Annotated in this window: 18 protein-coding genes; 13 read left to right on the forward strand and 5 right to left on the reverse strand. The window is 67.0% G+C overall.

Features of this window, described 5'->3' with window-relative positions; all coding sequences use genetic code 11:
* Window positions 1-8: 8 nt before the first annotated feature.
* The 5 genes from IB232_RS14075 to IB232_RS14095 form a co-directional block, all read right to left on the reverse strand.
* A complete protein-coding gene (locus tag IB232_RS14075; protein ID WP_192399245.1) occupies window positions 9-983 on the reverse strand; it encodes a serine/threonine protein kinase in 975 nt (324 codons plus the stop codon).
* Between the two features lie 45 nt (window positions 984-1,028).
* On the reverse strand, window positions 1,029-1,718 hold the full coding sequence (gene modB, locus IB232_RS14080; RefSeq protein ID WP_192399246.1) for a molybdate ABC transporter permease subunit: 690 nt from the start codon (window positions 1,716-1,718) through the stop codon (window positions 1,029-1,031).
* Window positions 1,705-2,442, reverse strand: coding sequence for a molybdate ABC transporter substrate-binding protein (gene modA, locus IB232_RS14085; RefSeq protein WP_192399247.1), 738 nt, complete (start codon window positions 2,440-2,442; stop codon window positions 1,705-1,707). The genes modB and modA overlap by 14 nt, the downstream gene beginning before the upstream one ends.
* Window positions 2,443-2,458: 16 nt before the next feature.
* Complete coding sequence (locus IB232_RS14090) at window positions 2,459-3,214, reverse strand: TOBE domain-containing protein (protein WP_192399248.1); 756 nt, start codon at window positions 3,212-3,214, stop codon at window positions 2,459-2,461.
* A gap of 61 nt (window positions 3,215-3,275) precedes the next feature.
* Window positions 3,276-4,010 carry a ComF family protein gene (locus tag IB232_RS14095; RefSeq protein ID WP_192399249.1) on the reverse strand — a complete coding sequence of 245 codons (735 nt, stop codon included), beginning with the start codon at window positions 4,008-4,010 and terminating at the stop codon, window positions 3,276-3,278.
* A gap of 60 nt (window positions 4,011-4,070) precedes the next feature.
* Here IB232_RS14095 and bioB point away from each other — a divergent pair, with 60 nt between their 5' ends.
* The 13 genes from bioB to IB232_RS14160 all read left to right on the forward strand — a co-directional run bounded on the left by bioB (window position 4,071) and on the right by IB232_RS14160 (window position 22,457).
* Window positions 4,071-5,129 (forward strand): biotin synthase BioB, encoded by a 1,059-nt coding sequence (gene bioB, locus IB232_RS14100; protein ID WP_192399250.1) that lies wholly within the window; start codon window positions 4,071-4,073, stop codon window positions 5,127-5,129.
* 114 nt (window positions 5,130-5,243) lie between these two features.
* Window positions 5,244-6,413 carry an 8-amino-7-oxononanoate synthase gene (gene bioF, locus IB232_RS14105; RefSeq protein WP_192399251.1) on the forward strand — a complete coding sequence of 390 codons (1,170 nt, stop codon included), beginning with the start codon at window positions 5,244-5,246 and terminating at the stop codon, window positions 6,411-6,413.
* Window positions 6,406-7,137, forward strand: a complete 732-nt coding sequence (locus IB232_RS14110; RefSeq protein WP_192399252.1) for an alpha/beta fold hydrolase — start codon at window positions 6,406-6,408, stop codon at window positions 7,135-7,137. The genes bioF and IB232_RS14110 overlap by 8 nt, the downstream gene beginning before the upstream one ends.
* Window positions 7,130-7,927 (forward strand): malonyl-ACP O-methyltransferase BioC, encoded by a 798-nt coding sequence (gene bioC / locus IB232_RS14115; RefSeq protein ID WP_192399253.1) that lies wholly within the window; start codon window positions 7,130-7,132, stop codon window positions 7,925-7,927. Before IB232_RS14110 ends, bioC begins: the two co-directional genes overlap by 8 nt.
* 1 nt (window position 7,928) lies before the next feature.
* Window positions 7,929-8,615, forward strand: a complete 687-nt coding sequence (bioD, locus tag IB232_RS14120) for a dethiobiotin synthase (protein ID WP_192399254.1) — start codon at window positions 7,929-7,931, stop codon at window positions 8,613-8,615.
* Window positions 8,616-8,711: 96 nt separating this feature from the next.
* The gene (locus tag IB232_RS14125) at window positions 8,712-9,008 is read left to right on the forward strand and encodes a hypothetical protein (RefSeq protein WP_192399255.1); all 297 of its coding nucleotides are present in this window, start codon (window positions 8,712-8,714) and stop codon (window positions 9,006-9,008) included.
* 59 nt (window positions 9,009-9,067) lie between these two features.
* Window positions 9,068-9,805, forward strand: a complete 738-nt coding sequence (locus IB232_RS14130) for a putative metalloprotease CJM1_0395 family protein (RefSeq protein WP_192399256.1) — start codon at window positions 9,068-9,070, stop codon at window positions 9,803-9,805.
* Window positions 9,806-9,972: 167 nt separating this feature from the next.
* Entirely contained in the window at window positions 9,973-11,778 is a 1,806-nt protein-coding gene (locus IB232_RS14135; protein ID WP_192399257.1) for a phenylacyl-CoA dehydrogenase, read from the forward strand.
* Window positions 11,779-11,943: 165 nt separating this feature from the next.
* Window positions 11,944-13,236: a sensor domain-containing diguanylate cyclase gene (locus tag IB232_RS14140; protein ID WP_192399258.1), complete on the forward strand. Its 1,293-nt coding sequence runs from the start codon at window positions 11,944-11,946 to the stop codon at window positions 13,234-13,236.
* A gap of 124 nt (window positions 13,237-13,360) precedes the next feature.
* A complete protein-coding gene (locus IB232_RS14145) occupies window positions 13,361-15,139 on the forward strand; it encodes an acyl-CoA dehydrogenase C-terminal domain-containing protein (RefSeq protein WP_192399259.1) in 1,779 nt (592 codons plus the stop codon).
* Between the two features lie 420 nt (window positions 15,140-15,559).
* The gene (locus IB232_RS14150; RefSeq protein ID WP_192399260.1) at window positions 15,560-19,168 is read left to right on the forward strand and encodes a DUF2339 domain-containing protein; all 3,609 of its coding nucleotides are present in this window, start codon (window positions 15,560-15,562) and stop codon (window positions 19,166-19,168) included.
* Window positions 19,165-20,508 (forward strand): DUF3999 domain-containing protein, encoded by a 1,344-nt coding sequence (locus IB232_RS14155; protein WP_192399261.1) that lies wholly within the window; start codon window positions 19,165-19,167, stop codon window positions 20,506-20,508. The genes IB232_RS14150 and IB232_RS14155 overlap by 4 nt, the downstream gene beginning before the upstream one ends.
* A 92-nt stretch (window positions 20,509-20,600) precedes the next feature.
* Window positions 20,601-22,457, forward strand: coding sequence for an autotransporter domain-containing SGNH/GDSL hydrolase family protein (locus tag IB232_RS14160; protein ID WP_192399262.1), 1,857 nt, complete (start codon window positions 20,601-20,603; stop codon window positions 22,455-22,457).
* The last annotated feature ends 72 nt before the right edge of the window (window positions 22,458-22,529 follow it).

Below are 22,529 nucleotides of genomic sequence, written 5' to 3' on the forward strand. Positions count from 1 at the left end.
GCGCGTGATCAGAACAGCCGCAACGGCTCCTCGTCCAGCGCCGCCAGTTGCTCGCGCAGGGCCAGGATCTGGTCGCCCCAGTAGCGTTCGTTGGCGAACCAGGGGAACGCCAGCGGGAAGGCGGGATCGTCCCAGCGGCGGGCGATCCAGGCGCTGTGGTGCATCAGGCGCAGCGCGCGCAGGCCTTCGATCAGTGGCAGTTCGCGGGAGTCGAAGTCGTGGAATTCCTGATAGCCATCGATCAGCTCGGAGAGCTGGCCGAGGCGCTCCTGGCGGTCGCCGGCCAGCATCATCCACAGGTCCTGTACGGCAGGGCCCATGCGGCAGTCGTCGAGGTCGACGACATGGAAGGCGTCGTCGCGGTGCAGCAGGTTGCCCGGGTGGCAGTCGCCGTGCAGACGGACCGGGGTGTAGCGCACCCGGCCAAACAATTCGTCCAGGCGCTTGAGCAGGTCGCGGGCTACCGACTCGTAGGCGGGCAGCAGGCTGCGCGGGACGAAGTCACCTTCCAGCAAGGTGGCCAGCGAGGCGTGGCCGAAGTTATCCACCGCCAGTGTCTCGCGGTGGGCGAACGGGCGGCTGGCGCCGACCGCATGCAGGCGGCCGAGCAGCTGGCCGAGGCTATAGAGCTGATCCAGGTTGCCCGGCTCCGGCGCGCGGCCGCCACGGCGAGGGAACAGGGCGAAGCGGAAGCCGGCGTGCTCGAACAGGCTCTCGCCGTCCTGCTGCAGCGGTGCTACCACCGGCACCTCGCATTCGGCCAGCTCAAAGCTGAAGCTGTGTTCCTCGCGGATCGCCGCATCGCTCCAGCGGTCGGGGCGGTAGAACTTGGCGATCAGCGGCTGGCTGTCTTCGATGCCTACCTGGTAGACGCGGTTTTCGTAGCTGTTCAGCGCCAGCACGCGGGCGTCGCTGAGATGGCCGATGCTCTCCACGGCGTCGAGCACCAGATCAGGTGTAAGGGTGGCGAAGGGGTGGCTCATGGCGGGCTCCAGTCAGGGCGCCCAGTCTATCTCTAAAGCAGCCTCTCAACTGCGCATCGGTGCGGCGCGCCTCGTATCGCCCAGGCCGTAGACCAGCAGCAGGAGCAGGAACGACAGGCCCAGCAGGCAGGCGGCCAGGCGGTGTGCTTCGCCGTAGCGCAGGGCCTCGACATGCTGGAACAGGGCGATGGACACCACCTGGGTCTCGCCGGGGATGCTGCCGCCGAGCATCAGCACCACGCCGAACTCGCCCAGGGTATGGGCGAAGCCGAGCGTGCCGGCGACCAGGATGCCGCGCCGCAGCAGCGGCAACACCACCCGCAGCAGGCGCTCCCAGCGGTTGGCGCCGAGGCTGGCGGCGGCCTCCAGCAGGCTCTGCGGAATCTCGCGCATGGCCACGGTCAGCGGCTGCACCACGAACGGCAGCGAATAGAGCACCGAGCCCAGAACCAGTCCGGCGAAGCTGAAGGCCAGGCCCTGGCCGGTCAGCCAGTGCCAGGCCTGGCCGAGCGGCGTGGTGGGGGCGAACAGCACCAGCAGATAGAAGCCCAGCACGGTCGGCGGCAGCACCAGGGGCAGGGCCAGCACGGCGTCGAGGATGCGCCGCAGCGCCGTCTGCTTGCGCACGCGCCAGGCTGCCAGCGGCAGGCCGATCACCAGCAGCAGGGCGGTGGACAGCGCCGCCAGCTGCAGGGTGATCGACAGTGCCTGCCAGTCGCTGTCAGTCAGCAGCACAGTCGACCTCGCCGGGCAGTGCGTAGCCTGCTGCTCTCAGGGTTTCGTGCTGGGCGTCGAAGAACGCCAGAAAGGCCTCGGCGGCCGCCTGGCGCTCGCCCTTGGCCAGCAGCACGCGCTTCTGTACTAGCGGGTCGTAGAGTTTGGCGTCGACCTGCACGTACTGCGCGGTCGGAGTCTTGGCCGCGGTCAGCTGGCTGAGCGCGACGAAGCCGCTCGGCGCGTGGCCGGTGGTGACGAACTGGAAGGTCTGGCCGATGTCCTGGGCGTACACCAGGCGCGGCTTGAGTGCGTCCAGTTGGCCGCTGCGCTCGAGAGTTTGCAGGGCGGCCTTGCCGTAGGGGGCGGTGTCCGGCTGGGCGATGGCGATCTTGCCGGCGGGCAGGGCGTCGAGCTTGGGTGCGGCCAGCGGTACCCACAGGGCCAGGCGGCCGCAGGCGTAGGTGCGCGCTGCTGCGCCCGTACCGGCGGCGGCCAGTTTGTCCGGGCGCACCGCGTCGGCCGAATAGAACAGGTCGAAGGGCGCGCCGCGCTGGATCTGCTCGAAGAAGGCGCCGCTGGAGCCACCGGCCAGCTGCACCTGGGCGCCAGTCTGTTGCTGGTAGTCCTTGGCGATCTGCTCCATCACCGGCAGCAGGTTGGCGGCCACGGCGATGCGCACCGGCTCGGCGGCCTGGGCCTGGGTGACACCGAGCAGGACGAGGGAGAGTAGCAGGCGACGCATGGTGGACTCCTCGTCTTCAGGTGGCGATGCCCAGCAGGACCTGGCCGGGGGCAACGCAGGCCTGGATCGGTCGGCCGACGGCCAGGTTGAGAGCCGGCAATTGCTGGGCATCGAGCAGGGCGCACAGGCGCTGTCCGCCGGGTAGGGCAATGCGTACTTCGCAGGGGCCGTCGCCCTCATCGAGCACGCCCTCGACCTCGCCGCGCAGCGCGCCTGCGGCTGGCGGTTCGCTCGGCAGCAGCTCCAGGCAGCCGGCCTTGAACAGCGCGACCACGGTGCTGCCGATGACCAGCTCCAGGTGCAGGGTGCTGTCGTGGGTGATCTGCGCCAGCAGGCGGTTGTCGTCGCCCAGGGTGATTTCGATCAGGTCGTTGCGGCCCTGCGGCTGGATGGCGCTGACCCGGCCGCTGAGCTGGTTGCGCGCACTGGTGCGCAGCATCAGGCGGCCGAGCAGGGCCAGGTCGGCATCCTGTTCGGCGGCGTCGAACAGCTGCGCCTGCAGCTGTTCGAAACGGCGATACAGCTGCAGCAGGCGTTCGCCAGTGGCCGACAGGCGCGCGCCGCCGCCGCCCTTGCCACCGACGCTGCGCTCGACCAGCGCCTGGCCGGCCAGGTTGTTCAGCTCGTCTATAGCGTCCCAGGCTGCCTTGTAGCTGAGTCCGGCGGCTTTGGCTGCACGGGTGATCGAGCCCTGTTCCGCCACCTGCTGGAGCAGGGCGATGCGTTGCGGGCGGCGGGCAATGTGCTGGGCAAGGGCGGTCAGCAGCGTCATGGCTCAGGCGCAATATAGTTTTGTATATAGCGGTGCACGATGCGCGATCCAGAGACTGCGGTCAATCTCCCGGCTTGGGCGTGCGGGCCAGGCAGTAGGTATCCACGCGCGCCGCGCCGGCTTTCAGCAGCAGGCGCGCCAGCGCCTCGGCTGTGGCGCCGGTGGTGAGTACGTCATCGACCAGCGCGATATGTCGGCCGTGCACCTCGGCGCATTCGTCGAGGGCGAATGCCTGGCGCAGGTTGCGTTTGCGCGCGGCCGCGTCCAGCTCCTGCTGATGCGCACCTTCCTGCGGACGCAGCAGCCAGCGTTCCTGCACCGGCAGCTGCAGGCTCTTGCCCAGCCAGCCGGCGAGCATTGCGGCCTGGTTGAAGCCGCGGCTGCGCAGGCGCTTGCGCCCCAGCGGCACGGGCAGCAGCAGATCGGGGCGCGGCAGGCCCTCGGCGAAGGCGTGTTGCAGCTTCTGTGACAGAAGCTCGGCCAGCAGACGTCCCATTGGCCACTGCGCCTGGTGCTTGAAGCGGGTGATCAGGCTGTCGACCGGAAAGGCGTAGCGCCAGGCTGCTTCCACCCGGGTGAAGCTCGGTGGTCGCTTAAGGCAGGTGCCGCAGGTCAGGCCGGTGGCCGGCAGGGGCAGGGCGCAGACGTTGCAGTGGCCGCTCAGCCACGGCAGTTCGCCCTCGCAGGCACTGCACAGCGGATGCTCGGTGTCCGCCGCTTCGGCGCACAACAAGCACGTTTGTTTATTTTTCGTCCAGATGTAAACCTGGCCATCGGTGAATGGTTGACAGCGCATGGTCCTTCCTTTGACTATGCCTCGCAGCCGTGTCGCACAGCCTAGAACAAGGAATACCCCATGAGCGCCAGTATCGCTTCCGTCACCCGTCATGATTGGTCCCTCGCCGAGGTGAAGGCGCTGTTCGAGCAGCCGTTCAACGACCTGCTGTTCCAGGCCCAGACCGTCCACCGCGCGCACTTCGACCCGAACCGCGTGCAGGTCTCCACCCTGCTGTCGATCAAGACCGGCGCCTGCCCGGAAGACTGCAAATACTGCCCGCAGTCCGGCCACTACAACACCGGCCTGGACAAGCAAAAATTGATGGAAGTGCAGAAGGTGCTGGAGGCGGCCGCCGAGGCCAAGGCCATCGGGTCCACCCGTTTCTGCATGGGCGCGGCGTGGAAGCACCCGTCGGCGAAGGACATGCCCTACGTGCTGAAGATGGTCGAGGGCGTGAAGAAGCTCGGCCTGGAAACCTGCATGACCCTCGGCAAGCTCGACCAGGAGCAGACCCGCGCCCTGGCCGAGGCCGGCCTCGACTACTACAACCACAACCTCGACACCTCGCCGGAGTTCTACGGCAACATCATCACCACCCGCACCTACGCCGAGCGCCTGCAGACCCTGACCTACGTGCGCGATGCGGGGATGAAGATCTGCTCCGGCGGCATCCTCGGCATGGGCGAATCGCTGGACGATCGCGCCGGCCTGCTTATCCAGCTGGCCAACCTGCCCGAGCATCCGGAGTCGGTGCCGATCAACATGCTGGTCAAGGTCGAGGGCACGCCGCTGGCCGGTGAGAAGGACGTCGACCCGTTCGACTTCATCCGCATGCTCGCCGTGGCGCGGATCATTATGCCGAAATCCCACGTGCGCCTGTCCGCCGGTCGTGAGGCGATGAACGAGCAGATGCAGGCCCTGGCCTTTATGGCGGGTGCCAACTCGATCTTCTACGGCGAGAAGCTGCTGACCACCAAGAACCCGCAGGCCGACAAGGACATGCAGCTGTTCGCCCGCCTTGGCATCAAGCCGGAAGAGCGCGAAGAGCACGCCGACGAGGTGCACCAGGCTGCCATCGAGCAGGCCCTGGTCGAGCAGCGCGACGGCAAGCTGTTCTACGACGCCGCTTCGGCCTAATGGCCTGTTTGGTGGATGAGCTGCGCGCTCCGATCCACCCTACGCTGAACCTGACCTCTTCGTAGGGTGGATAACCCGCTTGCGGTTATCCACCGATTGCCGGTATTCGCGCCCATGACCTTCGATCTTGCCACCCGTCTCGCCGAGCGCCGCGCCGCTCACCTCTATCGCCAGCGCCCGTTGCTGGAAGGCCCGCAAGGGTCGGAGGTGGTGGTCGATGGCCAGGCGCTGCTGGCCTTCTGTTCCAACGACTATCTGGGCCTGGCCAATCACCCCGAGGTGATCGCGGCCATGCGCGCCGGCGCCGGGCGCTGGGGCGTGGGCGGCGGCGCCTCGCACCTGGTGATTGGCCACAGCACGCCGCACCACGAGCTGGAAGAGGCGCTGGCCGAGTTCACTGGCCGCCCGCGAGCCCTGCTGTTTTCCACCGGCTATATGGCCAATCTCGCAGCTGTCACCGCACTGGTAGGGCAGGGCGACACGGTGCTGGAGGACCGTCTCAATCACGCCTCGCTGCTGGATGCCGGCCTGCTTTCCGGCGCGCGTTTCTCGCGCTACCTGCACAACGATGCGGTGAGCCTGAGCAAGCGCCTGGAGCGCGCCGAGGGCAATACCCTGGTGGTGAGCGACGGCGTGTTCAGCATGGACGGTGACCTGGCCGACCTGCCGACCCTGTGCGCCGAGGCGCGCAGCAAGGGTGCCTGGATGATGGTCGACGATGCCCACGGATTCGGCCCGCTGGGCGCCACCGGTGGCGGCATAGTCGAGCACTTCGGCATGGGCCTGGATGACGTGCCGGTGTTGGTCGGCACCCTGGGCAAGGCCTTCGGTACCGCCGGCGCCTTCGTGGCCGGCAGCGAGGAGCTGATCGAGACGCTGATCCAGTTTGCCCGGCCCTACATCTACACCACCAGCCAGCCGCCCGCCGTGGCCTGCGCCACGCTGAGGAGCCTCGAGCTGCTGCGCACGGAAAGCTGGCGCCGCGACCACCTGAACAAGCTGATTGGCCGATTCCGTGCCGGCGCCGCCGAGATCGGCCTGAGCCTGATGGACAGCCCAACGCCGATCCAGCCGCTTCTGGTTGGCGACAGCGAGCGCGCACTGCAACTCTCTGCACTGCTGAAGGAGCGCGGCCTGCTGGTCGGTGCGATTCGTCCGCCCACCGTGCCCGCCGGCGGTGCGCGCCTGCGGGTGACCTTCTCCGCGCTGCACAGCGAGGCGCAGCTGGAACGCCTGCTCGACGCCCTGGCCGAATGCTGGCCGCAGGTAAATCGCGATGCGTAATCATCTGATCCTGCTGCCGGGCTGGGGCCTGGGCAGCCTGCCGCTGGAAGTCCTGGCCGAGGCCCTGCGCGGCCTCGCTCCGACGCTCAAGGTGGAGATCGAGCCGCTACCCGAACTGACCCGTGGCGAGCCGCGCGACTGGCTGCTGGAGCTGGACGAGCGCCTGCCGCCGCATACCTGGCTGGGCGGCTGGTCGCTTGGCGGCATGCTCGCCAGCGAATTGGCGGCCTTGCGCGGTGAACGCTGCCGCGGCCTGCTGACCCTGGCCAGCAACCCCTGTTTCGTCGCCGGCCCCGACTGGCCGTTCGGGATGGATGAAGCCACCTTCAATGCCTTCGTCGATGGTTGTCGCGCCGATCCCGCCGCCACTCTCAAGCGCTTCAGTCTGCTCTGCACCCAAGGCTCGCTCGAGGCGCGTGGCCTGGCGCGCCAGCTGCAGGCCGCCGCGCCGCATGCGGCTGCCGAGGTGCTACTGGCGGGGCTGGAGGTGCTGGGCAACTTCGACGGACGCAGTGCCGTGCAGCGCTTTGCCGGGCCGCAACTGCACCTGCTGGCCGGCGCCGACGCCCTGGTGCCGGCCGAGGTAGCGGGCGAACTGCTGATGCTGCAGCCGGATATCGAGGTGGGGCTGATCGAGGAAGTCAGCCACGCCTTCCCGCTGGAGCGTCCGCACGAGATAGCGGCGGCGATACTGGCCTTCCTCGGCGAGGCTGGCGATGTCTGAGCCACAGCAGCAGGGCGACCTGCCGGGCAAGCGCCAAGTCGCGGCCTCCTTCTCGCGAGCGGCACAGAGCTACGACGGCGTCGCCGCGCTGCAGCGCGATGTCGGCAACGAGCTGCTGGCACGTCTGCCGGCGCTGACCCCTGCCCGCTGGCTGGACCTGGGCTGCGGCACTGGCTACTTCAGCCGTGGCCTGGCTGCGCGCTACCCGCAGGGCAGCGGGCTGGCCCTGGACCTGGCCGAGGGCATGCTGCGCCACGCTCGGCCGCAGGGCGGCGCCCAGCACTTCGTCGCCGGCGATGCCGAGCGTCTGCCGCTGCGCGATGGCCGCCTCGATCTGATCTATTCCAGCCTGGCCGTGCAGTGGTGTGGCGACTTCGCTGCCGTGCTGGCGGAGGCGCAGCGGGTATTGCGCCCCGGCGGTGTGCTGGCCTTCAGCAGCCTGTGCGTCGGCACCCTGCAGGAGCTGCGCGACAGCTGGCAGGCGGTGGACGGCTTCGTCCACGTCAATCGTTTCCGTCGTTTCGACGATTACCAGGCGCTGTGCGCGGCCAGCGGCCTGCAATTATTGACGCTGGAGCGCCAGGCCAGAACGCTGCACTTCCCCGATCTGCGCGCCCTGACCCACGAACTCAAGGCGCTCGGCGCGCACAACCTCAATCCCGGGCGCCCGGGCGGCCTCACCGGGCGGGCGCGGGTGCGCGCCCTGGTCGAGGCTTACGAACATTTCCGCCAGCCCCAGGGCCTGCCGGCCACCTATCAGGTGGTGTACGGGGTGCTGCGCAAGGATTGATATGAGCCAGGCCTATTTCGTTACCGGTACCGATACTGAGGTTGGCAAGACCACCATCGCCGCCGGCTTGCTGCACGCAGCGCGCCTGGCGGGGCTGAGCACGGCTGCGGCCAAGCCGGTGGCTTCCGGCTGCGTGCGGACCACCGATGGCCTGCGCAATGACGACGCCCTGGCCCTGCTCGGCCAGTGCTCGCTGGCGCTGGGCTACGACGAGGTCAATCCCTTTGCCTTCGAGCCCGCCATCGCTCCGCATCTGGCGGCGCGCGAGGCGGGTGTCGAACTGAGCGTGGCGCGGCTGCTGCCCGCGGTACGGCGGGTGCTGGATAAAGGCGCGGACTTCTCCCTGGTCGAGGGTGCAGGTGGTTGGAGGGTGCCGCTGGCAGGGCGCGAGAATCTGTCCGACCTGGCCGTTGCGCTCGGCCTGCCGGTGATCCTGGTGGTTGGCGTGCGCCTGGGCTGCATCAATCATGCGCTGCTCAGTGTCGAAGCCATAGAGCGCGACGGCCTGCGCCTGGCCGGCTGGGTGGCCAATATCGTCGACCCACAGACCTCGCGACTCGAAGAGAACCTGGCGACCCTCGCCGAGCGCCTGCCGGCGCCCTGCCTGGGACGGGTGCCGCGTCTGGCGGCCGCGACCCCCGCGGCGGTGTCCGTGTATCTCGATCTGCCGTTGAGTGCCGCGCTATAAGCCGCTGATCGGCCATAGCGCTTTGCTTGTACGTTTTTTGAGCGTTTTCTGCTTCAATTGCTCGCACGAGTCTGTCCCCGTCAGGGAGTCACAAGCATGCAAATCTCCGGTAACGCCTTCAGTGCTGGCCTCAGTGGCATCCAGGCCGGGCAGCGCCGTGTCGATCAGGCCGCCACCGAGATCGCCAGTAATACCCTGCCGGTGCGGCAGCCTAGCGAGACTCCGCCGACCCAGCAGGTCGAGCCCAATCCGGAGGCGCTCGCCAATCGTCAGCCGGACCTGGCCGAGAGCCTGGTGGGCCTGACTCAGGGCCGCAACGAAGTGCAAGCCAGCGCCCGGGTGGTGGAAACCGCCGACGAAGTGCTCGGCACGCTGATCGATACCCGCGCCTGACAGGGCTGTCGGCGCCGCAGTAATCAGAGGGCTCGCCCGGTCGGGCGAGGAGGGGTGTGATGCAGATCGGCAGCGCTATGACCTACGCTGCGCCCCTGCCGTCGTCCCAGGCGGCCAGGGCTCCTTCGTCCGAGCTTTCCCGTTCCGTCGATCCCACCGCCAAACCACTGGAAGCCAGTGCCGAGTCGCCCGAGCTGCGCGAAGAGGCGCACAGCCCGGCGCGCACCGATGCCGAAGGTGAGGAAGAATCCCCGCGCGAAACCCAGCAGCTGCGCCAGGAGCAGCTGGAGATCGCCGAGCTGGCCAGCCGCGACCGCGAAGTGCGCGCCCACGAGCAGGCGCATGCCTCGGTTGGCGGCTCTTATGCCGGCGCACCCACCTACACCTTCAAGCGCGGCCCGGACGGCAAGAGCTACGCCGTTGGCGGCGAAGTCAGCATCGATACCAGCCCCATCCCCGGTGATCCGGAAGCCACGTTGCGCAAGATGGAGCTGGTCCAGCGCGCCGCCCTGGCGCCCGCCGAACCCTCCGCCCAGGATCTGCGCGTCGCCGCCGAGGCCGCGGCGCAGGCCACCCAGGCCCGCGCCGAGCTGGCCGAGTTGCGTCGCGAGGAGGCAGTTGCCGCCGCCGAAGAGCGTGCCACTCGGCGTGAGGAGCAGTTGGCCGAAGAGGAAGAGAAGGCCGCCAGTGAGGAAGAGGAAAAGCCGCAGCAGGCGGCGACCCCGCCTAGACTGGATTTGTATCTACGTATGGCCCAACTGCAGGCTCCGCTCCCGGCGGTCGATCTGCAGGTCTGAAGTGCTTCTGGGGGTGCTTGACAAGGGTAGGGCGTAAACGTATGTTTCAAACGCTTGTTTGAGTGCCGGGCCGGTTTGCGCCTGCCGGGTGCCGGGAGAAATCCCGCGAACGACCGCTCTAGACGGTCACCCTAACACTAAGGAATCCACCGTAGAGGTTTACCGCTATGCCTGAGTACAAGGCCCCCTTGCGTGATATCCGCTTCGTTCGCGACGAACTGCTCGGCTACGAAGCGCACTATCAGAGCCTGCCTGGCTGCCAAGACGCCACCCCGGACATGGTTAGCGCCATTCTGGAAGAAGGCGCCAAGTTCTGTGAGCAAGTCATCGCTCCGCTGAACCGAGTTGGTGACCTCGAGGGCTGCACCTGGTCCGAGTCCGGTGTGAAGACCCCGACCGGCTTCAAGGAAGCCTACCAGCAGTTCGTCGAAGGCGGCTGGCCGAGCCTGGCGCACAACGTTGACCACGGCGGCCAAGGCCTGCCGGAGTCCCTGGGCCTGGCCCTGAGCGAGATGGTCGGCGAAGCCAACTGGTCCTGGGGCATGTACCCCGGCCTGTCCCACGGCGCGATGAACACCATCGAAGCCCACGGCACCGACGAGCAGAAGCACACCTACCTGACCAAGCTGGTATCCGGCGAGTGGACCGGCACCATGTGCCTGACCGAGCCGCACTGCGGTACCGACCTGGGCATGCTGCGCACCAAGGCCGAGCCTCAGGCTGACGGTTCCTACAAAGTGTCCGGCACCAAGATCTTCATCTCCGCCGGCGAACACGACATGGTCGATAACATCGTCCACATCGTGCTGGCCCGCCTGCCCGACGCCCCGCAAGGCACCAAGGGCATCTCCCTGTTCATCGTGCCGAAGTTCAACGTGAACGCCGATGGCAGCGTTGGTTCGCGTAACGCCGTTTCCTGTGGCTCCCTGGAGCACAAGATGGGCATCCACGGCAACGCCACCTGCGTGATGAACTTCGACGGCGCCACCGGCTACCTGATCGGCCCGGCCAACAAAGGCCTGAACTGCATGTTCACCTTCATGAACACTGCTCGCCTGGGTACTGCTCTGCAGGGCCTGGCTCACGCCGAAATCGCCTTCCAGGGTGGCATCAAGTACGCCCGCGAGCGTCTGCAGATGCGCTCCCTGACCGGCCCGAAAGCTCCGGACAAGGCTGCCGACCCGATCATCGTCCACCCGGACGTGCGTCGCATGCTGCTGACCATGAAGGCCTTCGCCGAAGGCAACCGCGCGATGGTGTACTTCACCGCCAAGCAGGTCGACATCGTCAAGTACAGCCAGAACGAAGAAGAGAAGAAAGCCGCCGACGCGATGCTGGCCTTCCTGACTCCGATCGCCAAGGCCTTCATGACCGAAGTCGGCTTCGAAGCCGCCAACCACGGCGTGCAGATCTACGGTGGCCACGGCTTCATCGCCGAGTGGGGCATGGAGCAGAACGTACGCGACAGCCGCATCTCCTGCCTGTACGAAGGCACCACCGGTGTTCAGGCTCTCGACCTGCTCGGCCGTAAAGTGCTGATGACCCAAGGCGAAGCCCTGAAAGGCTTCACCAAGATCGTGCACAAGTTCTGCCAAGCCAACGAAGGCAATGAGGCCATCAAAGGCCTGGTCGCACCGCTGGCCCAGCTGAACAAGGAATGGGGCGACCTGACCATGAAAGTGGGCATGGCCGCGATGAAAGACCGCGAAGAAGTCGGTGCCGCCTCGGTGGACTACCTGATGTACTCCGGTTACGCCTGCCTGGCCTACTTCTGGGCCGACATGGCGCGCCTGGCTGCCGAGAAGATCGCTGCCGGCACCGAGGACGAAGCCTTCTACAAGGCCAAGCTGCAGACCGCGCGCTTCTACTTCGAGCGCATCCTGCCGCGTACCCGTACTCACGTCGCCACCATGCTGTCCGGCGCCAGCAACCTGATGGAAATGGACGAAGAGCACTTCGCTCTGGGCTACTAAGTCCGCTCCGACCTCAGGTCAGAAAAGCCGCGGCCCTCGGGTCGCGGTTTTTTTTGCCTGGAAAAAGGCGAGTCGACAGAATGCGAACGATTGCCGCTGCCCTTTGCTCGCGATACAGGCAAAATGCCGCGTCCCGCTCCTGCTTTGCGGGCTGGAGAATCTGAAGTGTCGCGTCTTGCCGCCTACCGCCCCGATCATCTGCTGACCGCGCTGCCGCTGCTGGTCGCCGGGCTGCTGGTCGCGCGCATGGGCGAACTCAACGAGTTCTTCCTCTCGCTGTTCAATGTGCTGCCGACCCTGCTCCTGCTGCTCGGTGGTGCCTTCTGCGTGGTCTACGGTCGCCAGCGCGAGTTGTCGTTGCTGGTGGTGGTCTACCTCGGCTATTTCCTGCTGGACACCCAGACTGATCACTTCCGCGAGCACGGCAAGGTGCGCGAAGACGCGGCGCTGATGTTCCACCTGTGCAGCCTGCTGCTGCCGCTGCTGTATGGCCTGTACGGCGCGTGGCGCGAGCGCAGCCACCTGCTGCAGGACATGGTCGCCCGTGCCGCCGTGCTGCTGGCCCTCGGCGGCACCGCCCTGGCCCTGGCACGGCGCTTCCCCCAGGGCCTGCAGGCCTGGCTGGCGGAGATCCACTGGCCGCTCTGGCATGGCCAGTGGATGAGCCTGATCCAGCTGTCCTACCCGCTGTTCCTGATTGCTGGTGTGCTGCTGCTGGTGCAGTACCTGCGCCAGCCTCGTCCGCTGCATGCCGCGGTGCTGCTGGGCTTGTTAGGCCTGCTGTGGATGCTGCCCAACACCTTCATCCTGCCGCACGCACTGCAGGTGATGAGCAGCCTGGTGATGCTGATGCTGGTCGCCGCGGTGGTTCACGAGGCCTACCAGATGGCCTACCGCGACGAGCTCACCGGCCTGCCCGGGCGGCGCGCGCTGAACGATCGCCTGGGGCGTCTGGGGCGCAGCTATGTGATCGCCATGGCCGACGTCGACCACTTCAAGAAATTCAACGACACCCATGGCCACGACGTCGGCGACCAGGTGCTGCGCCTGGTTGCCAGCCAGCTGCGCAAGGTGGGTGGCGGTGGCAAGGCCTATCGCTACGGTGGCGAGGAGTTCACCCTGGTGTTCCCCGGCAAGTCCATCGAGGACTGCCGCCAGCACCTGGAGGCCGTGCGTCTGGCGGTGGAGAACTACCCGCTGCAGCTGCGCGACAAGCAGCAGCGGCCGAAGGACAACAAGGAAGGCCGCCAGCGCCGACGCGCGAGTGGCGCGGCCAGCGTGTCGGTGACCATCAGCATCGGCGTGGCCGAGCGGGAGCTGCAGCAGCGTACGGCCGACGAGGTGATCCGCTGCGCCGACAAGGCCCTGTACGCGGCCAAGAGGGCCGGGCGCAACTGCGTGGTCGCCCAAGGCGAGAATCGCCGCGGCGCGGTGCGGGTCAAGACCGCGACCGAGTGAGCAAGCTGGCGTGACCCATGGTTCACAACTAGAACCTATGTCCTAAATTGGTGTTCAGATAGACTCCGGAGCATGTTGGATCGGCCGGATCGTCGGCCGTTTCGTTGCTCCCGAGGATCGCACCATGGCCGATTACAAAGCTCCCCTGCGCGACATGCGCTTCGTTCTCAATGAAGTCTTCGAAGTCTCCAAGCTTTGGGCCCAGCTGCCCGGTCTGGCCGAAGTGGTCGACGAAGACACCGCTGCCGCGATCCTCGAAGAAGCCGGCAAGGTCACCGGTGGCGTGATCGCCCCGCTGAACCGCAGCGGCGACGAAGAAGGCTGCTCCTGGACCAACGGCGTGGTGAAAACCCCGGCCGGCTTCCCCGAGGCCTACCAGACCTACGCCGAAGGCGGCTGGGTCGGTGTCGGTGGCGCGCCGGAGTTCGGCGGCATGGGCATGCCGAAAGTGATCGGCGCCCAGGTCGAGGAAATGGTCAACTCTGCCAACCTGTCCTTCGGCCTGTACCCGATGCTGACCGCCGGTGCCTGCCTGTCGATCCTCAACCACGCCAGCGAAGAGCTGAAGCAGCAGTACCTGCCGAACATGTACGCCGGCGTCTGGGCTGGCTCCATGTGCCTGACCGAGCCGCACGCCGGTACCGACCTGGGCATCATCCGCACCAAGGCCGAACCGCAGGCCGACGGCAGCTACAAGATTTCCGGCACCAAGATCTTTATCACCGGTGGCGAGCACGATCTGACCGAGAACATCGTCCACCTGGTTCTGGCCAAGTTGCCGGACGCCCCGGCCGGTCCGAAAGGCATCTCGCTGTTCCTAGTGCCCAAGGTCATGGTCAATGCCGACGGTTCGCTGGGTGAGAAGAACTCGCTGTCCTGCGGCTCGATCGAGCACAAGATGGGCATCAAGGCCTCGGCCACCTGCGTGATGAACTTCGACGGCGCCACCGGCTGGATCGTCGACGAGCCGAACAAGGGCCTCAACGCCATGTTCACCATGATGAACTACGAGCGCCTGGGCGTCGGCATCCAGGGCCTGGCTCTGGGCGAGCGTTCCTACCAGAGCGCGATCGAGTACGCCCGTGACCGTATCCAGAGCCGCGCGCCGACCGGCCCGGTGAACAAGGACAAGGCTGCCGACCCGATCATCGTGCATCCGGACGTGCGTCGCATGCTGCTGACCATGAAGGCGCTGAACGAGGGCGGCCGCGCCTTCTCCAGCTACGTCGCCATGCAGCTGGACACCGCCAAGTACAGCGAAGACAAGGACACCCGCAAGCGCGCTGAAGAACTGGTCGCCCTGCTGACCCCGGTGGCCAAGGCTTTCCTCACCGACATGGGCCTGGAAACCACCATCCATGGCCAGCAGATCTTCGGCGGCCACGGCTTCGTCCGTGAGTGGGGCCAGGAGCAGCTGATCCGCGACTGCCGCATCACCCAGATCTACGAAGGCACCAACGGCATCCAGTCGCTGGACCTGATGGGCCGCAAGATCGTCGGCAGCGGCGGCAGCTTCTACAAGCACTTCAGCGATGAAGTGAAGGCCTTCATCGGCAGCGCCGATGCCTCGCTGGCCGAATTCACCGAGCCGCTGAAGGCCGCCATCGCCAACCTCGACGAGCTGACCGCCTGGGTCATCGCGCAGGCCAAGACCAATCCGAACGAGATCGGCGCCGCGTCCGTCGAGTACTTGCAGGTGTTCGGCTACACCGCCTACGCCTACGTCTGGGCGCTGATGGCTCGTGCCGCACTGGCCAAGCAGGGCGACGACGAGTTCTACGTGAGCAAGCTGGGCACCGCGCGCTTCTTCTTCGCCCGCCTGCTGCCGCGTATCCACTCGCTGACCGCTTCGGTCAAGGCCGGTAGCGAGTCGCTGTACCTGCTGGACGCCGCTCAGTTCTGAGTCGGTTGAGTTACTGAAAGAGCCCCGCTTCGGCGGGGCTTTTTTATGGCTGTGATGGGCATGGTGGATATGCCAGGCAAGCGATTGAAGACTGCACTGCCGACGGCGTGGGTATCGCCCCGGTAGGGTGGATGACGCTCTGCTCATCCACCAATGGCTTCAGTCGGTGGATCGCCACCCGGTGGAACGGTAAAGCGCGATCCACCCTAGGTTGCTGGCGAGCTCCTCGTCTCGATTCTTGCCTGCGTGTCTCGGGCGGAGCTCTTTGTACCTAGAGAAACGTGAGCAAGCGAAGCGTTGTGTCTGTGCACCAGTTGGCCAACGTCTTCAGGTAGTGACCCCGCTGCGCCGATATACTCGGCCGTCCTCGGTCAGGCGTACGGGGAAGGGACTTCGCCTCAACGGCTCGGGAATTACTGCATGCAATGGATCTTCATGCTGGTCGGCCTGGTGCTCGGTGCACTGGCCGGTGAATCGATAACCTCGGCCTTGCTGGGCGGCTTGCTGGGGTTGGGCCTGGGCCAGGCGTTGCGCCTGCAACAGCTGGCGGCGGATAACGCGCGGCTGCGCAAGGAGCTGAAAGGCTTCGCCGAGCGCTTCGAGCATGGCACCACGGCGCTATACGAGCGCCTGGTCAAGCTGGAGAGCGCGCCGCCTGGCGCGGCTGCCACGCCGCTGGCGGAACAGCCCGTACCTGCAGAGCCGGTTGCCGCTGCGCCGCTGCCTGAGGCAGCACCGATGGCCGCATCCGAATCCGAGTCTGAATCTTCCGAGCTGGTCTGGGAGCTGCCGGAGCAGCTCAGTCCCGAGCCCCAAGTGGGCGCGGAGGCTTCGCGTTCCGCGCCAGCGTCGATCACGCCCTTGCCGCATCTGCCGCCGCGCCCCGGCGAGCCGCGTCGCCCGGCTGCGCCCCGCGAGCCGTCACCGATCGAGCGTGGCTTTGCCCTGGCCAAGGCCTGGCTGCTGGGTGGCAACACCGTGCTGCGAGTCGGCGTGGTGCTGCTGTTCCTCGGCCTGGCCTTCCTCCTGCGCTACGCCACCGAGGGCATGGTGGTGCCGGTGGAGCTGCGCTATGCCGGCGTGGCGGCCAGTGCCATCGCTCTGCTCGGGCTGGGCTGGTGGCTGCGCCGACGCAACCCCAACTACGGCCTGATGCTGCAGGGCACCGGCATCGCCGTGCTGTACCTGACGGTGTTCGCCGCCATGCGTCTGCACCCGCTGCTCGACCCCAAGCTGGCCCTCGGCCTGCTGGTGCTGGTCACGGCCTTCTCGGCCATCCTCGCCGTGGCACAGAACGCCCTGGGCCTGGCGGTGGCGGCGGCGCTCGGCGGCTTCGCCGCACCGATCCTCACCTCCACCGGCAGCGGCAACCATGTGGCGCTGTTCTCCTACTTCATCCTGCTCAACGCCGGCATCTTCGCCATCGCCTGGTTCAAGGCCTGGCGCCTGCTCAACCTGGTCGGCTTCGTCGGCACCTTCGGCATCGGCTTCGCCTGGGGCATTCGCTCCTACACCCCGGAGCTGCTGTGGAGCACCGAGCCGTTCCTGGTGCTGTTCTTCCTGATGTACGTGGCCATCGGCCTGCTGTTCGCCCGGCGCAAGCTGCGCGAGGCCGAAGGTGCTCCAGAAGGACGTGATGAGCAGCTGCGCTGGGCCCGTGGGCGCGCCGACTATGTCGATGGCACCGTGCTGTTCGGCCCGCCACTGGTGGGCTTCGGCCTACAGTACGCCATCGTCCAGCACCTCGAATTCGCCGCCGCCTTCAGTGCCCTCGGCCTGGGTCTGTTCTATATGGTCCTGGCGCGCCTGCTACGCGGGCGCAACGTATTGCTGCTGATGGAGACCTGCCTGGCGCTGGGCGTGGTGTTTGCCACCCTGGCTATCCCGCTGGGCCTGGACGCGCGCTGGACCTCCGCCGCCTGGGCTGTGGAGGGCGCCGGCATCTACTGGCTGGGCCTGCGCCAAGCGCGGCCGCTGGCGCGCAGCTTCGCCTTGTTCCTGCAGTTCGCGGCGGCGCTGGCCTTCCTCGGCGGGATCGATTTCTCCATCCCCAGCGACACGGTGCTCGACGGCGCGCCGCTGGGCGCGCTGATGCTCGGGGTGGCGCTGCTGTTCAGCTTCTGGCAACTGCGCCAGGCGCCGGCTGACGTCAGCCGGACCTGGGAGCGCCGCGGTCTGCCGCTGCTGGCCGCGGTCGGTCTGGGCTTCCTCTATCTGATCGCCCCGCTGTGCCTGGGCCCGGAAGGCACGGCCATTTCCTGGGCGCTGGCCGGCCTGGCGATCCTGTTCGCCGGCCTGCGCCTGCAGTCGCGTACCTTCCTGTTCAGCGCATTCGCCATCCAGTTGCTCGGTGGCGTGCTGTTCCTCGCGCGGCTGCGCGGCGCCGATGCGGATGGCGCGGGCGTGCTCGACTCCGGCTGGCGCGGTCTGATGGTCTGCTCACTGATCGGCCTGGCGCTGGTGGCCGGCATGCTGATCGCGGTGCGCGACAAGCTGGTCAGTGAGGACCGCGGCCTAATGCGCGGGCTGTCGCTGGTGATGCTGGTCGGCCTGCTGTTCGTCAACCTGGCGGTGCTGTTCGTGTTGCCCTGGCAGAGTGCCTCGGCGGTGTGGGCCGGTACGGGCCTGCTGATCATCTGGCTCAGCTTGCGTCTGCAGCTGCGCGCCAGCTTCCTGTTCGGCCTGTTGCTGCAGGTGGTCGGCGGTATTGCTTTCCTCGCCGCCAGCCCGTTGCTGCTCGGCTATCTGCCCAGCGAGGGATTGCGTCCGCTGGTGCATGCCGGCTTCTGGGCACCACTGGTGCTGGCCCTGGCCGCACAGGTCGGTGCCTGGCGCTTGCGCCATGTGCTGTTGCGCCAGCAGGCGGGCAACCTGGGCAGCCTGAGCCTGCAGCGCCTGTCGCAGCTATTGCTGGCCTGGGGCGCCGCCTGGTGGGCGCTGGCCCTGAGCAGCGAGGTACTGCGCTTCGTCGCCGTCGAGCTGCAGGGCGCCACGCTGCTGGCCCTGGCTGCGCTCAGCGTGGCGCTGTGGAGCTGGCTGGCCGCGCGCCTGCGCTGGCGGTCGCTGGCACTGCTGTGCAGCCTGCTGGTGCCGGCCGGCCTGGTGATCCTGCTGCACCTGGGTGAACGCACCTACCATCCGGCGGCAGGTTTCGGCTGGCTTGGCTGGGGCCTGCTGTTCGCCGTGCACCTGTTGTCACTCAAGCGCCTGGCCGATTTGTTGCCAGCCGGCGTGCGCAGCGCTGCCCATGTGCTGGGCTGCTGGCTGATTCTCGGTGTACTGGCCTTGGAGCTGCGCTACCTGCTGATGCTGCTGGCCGAGCACTACGACGCCTGGCGTTGGCTGGGCTGGGCCGTGTTGCCGAGCGCCTTCCTCCTGGCCATGGCCGCCCCGCGTGCCTGGCCCTGGCCGGTAGCAGCCTACCCGCGCGAATACCGGGTACTGGCCGCGGCGCCGCTGGCGATGCTGATGCTCGGCTGGCTGTGGCTGGCCAACATCGCCAGTGACGGCAGCGCCGATCCGCTGCCCTACCTGCCGCTGCTCAATCCGCTGGAGCTGGGCATGCTGCTTGTGCTGCTGGCGATCTACGCCTGGCTGCGTGCGGGTCTGCCGCAGCTGGGGCTGGCGGCGCACAGCGAGCGCATCGCGCAGGTAGTCGCCGGCGCCACGCTGTTCGTCGTGCTCACCGCCACGGTGTTCCGCGCTGCTCACCACTGGGGCGGGGTGCCGTACGAGCTGGATATGCTGCTCGACTCGATGCTGGTACAGGCAGGCCTGTCCATCGTCTGGACCCTGATCGCCTTGCCGCTGATGATCGTCGGCCACCTGCGTGCCCGGCGCGAGCTGTGGCTGCTGGGCGCGGCGCTGATCGCCGTGGTGGTGGCCAAGTTGTTCTTCGTCGAACTGGGCAACCGCGGTGGCCTGGAGCGCATCATTTCCTTTATCGGCGTCGGCGTACTGTTGCTGGTGGTCGGTTACTTCGCCCCACTACCGCCACGCAAACCCGAATCTGCACAGGTGAACGCATGAACAAGTGCTTGTCGATCGCCCTCGTGGCGCTGCTCGCCGCGCCGCTGGTGCAGGCCGAGTATTCCAGTCAGGTGCCGCTGACGCTGGAGGGCGAGGGCCCCTGGTATCGCCTGGAACTGCCGCTCGGTGTGCAGATGGCCGCCGAGCATGGCGACCTGCGCGACCTGCGTGTGTTCAATGCCGAGGGCGAGGAGCTGGCCTATGCCCTGACCCTGGGCAGTGCCCAGCCCGAGGAAAAGCGTCGGGAGGCCGCGGTGAAGTGGTTCCCGCTGCGTGGCGCGGCGGATGCCCAGGCGGCGCCGGCTATCCGCGTGCAACGTGGTACCGGCGGTACCCTGGTGGAAGTGGCGCCGGAGCCGGTGGGGCAGGGCGAGCAGATCCTGCGCGGCTGGCTGCTGGATGCCAGTGCCTTCGACCAGCCGTTGCACCGCCTGCAGCTGGACTGGAGCTCCGATCAGGAAGGCTTCCAGCGTTTCACCATCGAGGCCAGCGACGACCTGCAGCACTGGCAGCGCTGGGAAGACGGGCAGATCGCTCGTCTGAGCTTCGCCGACGAACGCGTCGAGCAGCGCGAGGTGGAGCTGCCGGGTGCCGAGGCGCGCTACCTGCGTCTGCTCTGGCAGGCGCCGCAACAGGCCCCGGCATTGCTGGCTGCGCGCCTGGTGAGCGTCGAGAGCCAGGACCTGGCGCCGCCGCTGGCCTGGTCCGCGCCGCTGGCGTCGACTTCGAGCAAGGCCGGTGAGTACAGCTGGGAGCTGCCCCTGACGCTGCCCCTGGAGAAAGTCCGCGTGCAGCTGCCGCCGGGCAATGTGCTGGCGCCGGTCAGCCTGTCCTCCCGCGGTGCCGGCAAGCTGGAATGGCAGCCACTGACCAGCGGCCTACTCTATCGCCTGCCGCAGGACGGTAAGGAAGTGCTGCAGGATGAGATCGAGCTGTACGGTACGCCGGTACAGCAGCTGCGTCTGCGCGTCGATGCCCGCGGCGGTGGCCTCGGCAAGGAAGCTCCAAGTCTGCGGGTGGCGGTGCGCGGTACCCAGGTGGTGTTCCTGGCGCGCGGTTCGGCGCCTTATCGACTGGCCGTCGGCGACGCCTCGGCCCGCTCCGCGGCGTTGCCGTTGTCCACCCTGATTCCCGGCTACGAGCCCAAGCGCCTGGCCAGCCTCGGTCGCGCCATCGCACCCGAGAAGGTACCGGAGGTGGTGCGCGAGGCGGCCGATGCGGCTCAGTCGGCGGCGGACTGGAAACGCGTCGGCCTATGGGTGGTGCTGTTGGCTGGTGTCGCTCTGCTCGGCGGCATGGCCGTCAGCCTGCTGCGCAAGCCCCAAGCCAGTGAACACTAGTGCTCGGAAGCAAGCGCTTGGTGAATTGAGACGGAAATCACGTTAGAGTCGCAGGTGCCAAACGGTCCAATAACAATCATAAGGACACTCCGATGAAGCGCTTACTGACTCCCCTGGCAGCCGCCTGCCTGTTGGCCGGTACTTCTCTTTCGCTGCACGCGTCGCCCTACTCCTCCCTGGTCGTGTTCGGCGACAGCCTGAGCGACGCCGGCTGGTTCACCGATGCCGACGGTCCCGTGCGCTTTACCAACCGGGTCGGGCCGGGCTACCTGCCGGGCGAGGCCTATGGTCCGGTGGCCCCCATGCTGCTGGGAAGCCAGTTGGGGCTCGGCGAAGACGGCCTGGCCGCCGCGAACTCTGGCGGTAGCAACTGGGCGGTGGGCGGTTATCGCACCGACCAGATCCTCGATACGGTCAATGATCAGTACCTGGCCGGCAATGGTTTCCGTGCCGATCCCAAGGCACTGTATTACCTGACCGGCGGAGGAAACGACTTTCTACAGTTGCGTATCAATCCATTGGCGCCTCCAGCTGTAGCCACCCAGCAGGCGCGAGATGGGGCAGGACGTTTGGCCGACAGTGTGAGAGCGCTTCAAGGAGCAGGGGCTCGCTATATCATGGTCTGGTTGTTGCCCAATGTAGGTAATACCCCAGCCATTCAGGGCTCTCCCATTCTGTCGCCCTACGCCCCGACCATTTCCGCCCTGGGTCAGGATTTCAACACGGAGTTGGTACGCCAACTGGCGACTATCGATGCCGAAATCATTCCGCTGAACGTTCCGCTGATGCTCTCAGAGGTGCTGGCTGCCCCCGGCCGCTATGGTTTGGGGGACCTAAGCGCTGACGAACTGATCAGCACCTGCTTCGATGATTGCACCGTGCAGAACCCGGTCTACGGCATCAACGGCACCAATCCCGACCCGACCAAGCTGCTGTTCAACGATGGCGTGCACCCGACCATTGCGGGCCAGACCCTGATCGCCGACTACGCCTACTCGCTGTTGGCTGCGCCGTGGGAAATCAGCCTGCTGCCGGAAATGGCGCATGGCACCCTGCGCTCGCACCAGGATCAGCTGCGCGCCCAATGGCAGGCGGACTTTGAGGCCTGGCAGGCAGTCGGTCAGTGGCGTTCGTTCGTCAACGGTGGTGGCCAGCGTCTGACCTATGACATCTACGAGAGCGATGCCGATGGCAACGGTTACAGCCTCAATTTCGGCGGCAGCTATCGTCTCAACGAGGCCTGGCGCGTCGGCCTGGCGGCCGGTCTGTACGAACAGGACCTGGAGGCCGGTGAGGCCGAATCCGACTACGACTTGCGCAGCTACCTGACCACAGCCTTTGCCCAGTACCAGCAGAACCGCTGGTGGGGTGAGGTGGCCGCCAGCGTCGGCTATCTGGACTACCACGACCTCAAGCGCAAGTTCGATATGGGTCCGACCACCCGCAGCGAGAAGGGTGACACCGATGGCGACCTGTGGAGCCTGAGCGGCCGTGTCGGCTACGACATCGCTCAGAGCCCGGACAGCCAGTGGCACCTGAGCCCCTTCGTCAGCGCCGACTATGCGCGGGTCGAGGTGGATGGCTATTCCGAGGATAGCCAGAGCGCCACTGCACTCAACTACGACGACCAGAAGCGCAACTCCAAACGTCTGGGAGTCGGCCTGCAAGGCCTGTTCGATCTGAGCCAGCAGACCCGTCTGTTCGGTGAAGTGGCGATGGAGCGCGAGTACGAGGACGACGCCACCGAAGTGGACATGTCCCTGCGCAGCCTGCCGACCATCGGCTACACCCTCGATGGCTACACCCCGGACGACAAGACCTGGCGCGCCAGCTTCGGTGTCAGCCACAAGCTCGCTCCGGGCATGGCCGTACGCGGTGCCTATACCTACCGCGCCGCCGACGACAGCGATCAGCACGGCATCAACCTGTCCCTGTCCTGGGATCTGTAAGCGCCCCACGACGTGGCCCCGCAACGGGGCCACGCTTTTGAACTTCCCCCGTGTCGCCATCCTCTCATCTGC

It is taken from the genome of Pseudomonas sp. PDM15, from assembly GCF_014851565.1.
Classification (GTDB): domain Bacteria; phylum Pseudomonadota; class Gammaproteobacteria; order Pseudomonadales; family Pseudomonadaceae; genus Aquipseudomonas.

Excerpts from the sequence above, each read along its gene's own strand:
- IB232_RS14075 (WP_192399245.1), bottom strand. The coding sequence starts at position 983 with ATGAGCCACCCCTTCGCCACCCTTACACCTGATCTGGTGCTCGACGCC.
- IB232_RS14130 (WP_192399256.1), top strand. The coding sequence starts at position 9,068 with ATGCAGATCGGCAGCGCTATGACCTACGCTGCGCCCCTGCCGTCGTCC.
- bioD (WP_192399254.1), top strand. The coding sequence starts at position 7,929 with ATGAGCCAGGCCTATTTCGTTACCGGTACCGATACTGAGGTTGGCAAG.
- IB232_RS14150 (WP_192399260.1), top strand. The coding sequence starts at position 15,560 with ATGCAATGGATCTTCATGCTGGTCGGCCTGGTGCTCGGTGCACTGGCC.
- IB232_RS14160 (WP_192399262.1), top strand. The coding sequence starts at position 20,601 with ATGAAGCGCTTACTGACTCCCCTGGCAGCCGCCTGCCTGTTGGCCGGT.
- bioB (WP_192399250.1), top strand. The coding sequence starts at position 4,071 with ATGAGCGCCAGTATCGCTTCCGTCACCCGTCATGATTGGTCCCTCGCC.
- IB232_RS14145 (WP_192399259.1), top strand. The coding sequence starts at position 13,361 with ATGGCCGATTACAAAGCTCCCCTGCGCGACATGCGCTTCGTTCTCAAT.
- modA (WP_192399247.1), bottom strand. The coding sequence starts at position 2,442 with ATGCGTCGCCTGCTACTCTCCCTCGTCCTGCTCGGTGTCACCCAGGCC.
- bioC (WP_192399253.1), top strand. The coding sequence starts at position 7,130 with ATGTCTGAGCCACAGCAGCAGGGCGACCTGCCGGGCAAGCGCCAAGTC.
- bioF (WP_192399251.1), top strand. The coding sequence starts at position 5,244 with ATGACCTTCGATCTTGCCACCCGTCTCGCCGAGCGCCGCGCCGCTCAC.
- IB232_RS14095 (WP_192399249.1), bottom strand. The coding sequence starts at position 4,010 with ATGCGCTGTCAACCATTCACCGATGGCCAGGTTTACATCTGGACGAAA.
- IB232_RS14155 (WP_192399261.1), top strand. The coding sequence starts at position 19,165 with ATGAACAAGTGCTTGTCGATCGCCCTCGTGGCGCTGCTCGCCGCGCCG.
- IB232_RS14135 (WP_192399257.1), top strand. The coding sequence starts at position 9,973 with ATGCCTGAGTACAAGGCCCCCTTGCGTGATATCCGCTTCGTTCGCGAC.
- IB232_RS14125 (WP_192399255.1), top strand. The coding sequence starts at position 8,712 with ATGCAAATCTCCGGTAACGCCTTCAGTGCTGGCCTCAGTGGCATCCAG.
- IB232_RS14110 (WP_192399252.1), top strand. The coding sequence starts at position 6,406 with ATGCGTAATCATCTGATCCTGCTGCCGGGCTGGGGCCTGGGCAGCCTG.
- IB232_RS14090 (WP_192399248.1), bottom strand. The coding sequence starts at position 3,214 with ATGACGCTGCTGACCGCCCTTGCCCAGCACATTGCCCGCCGCCCGCAA.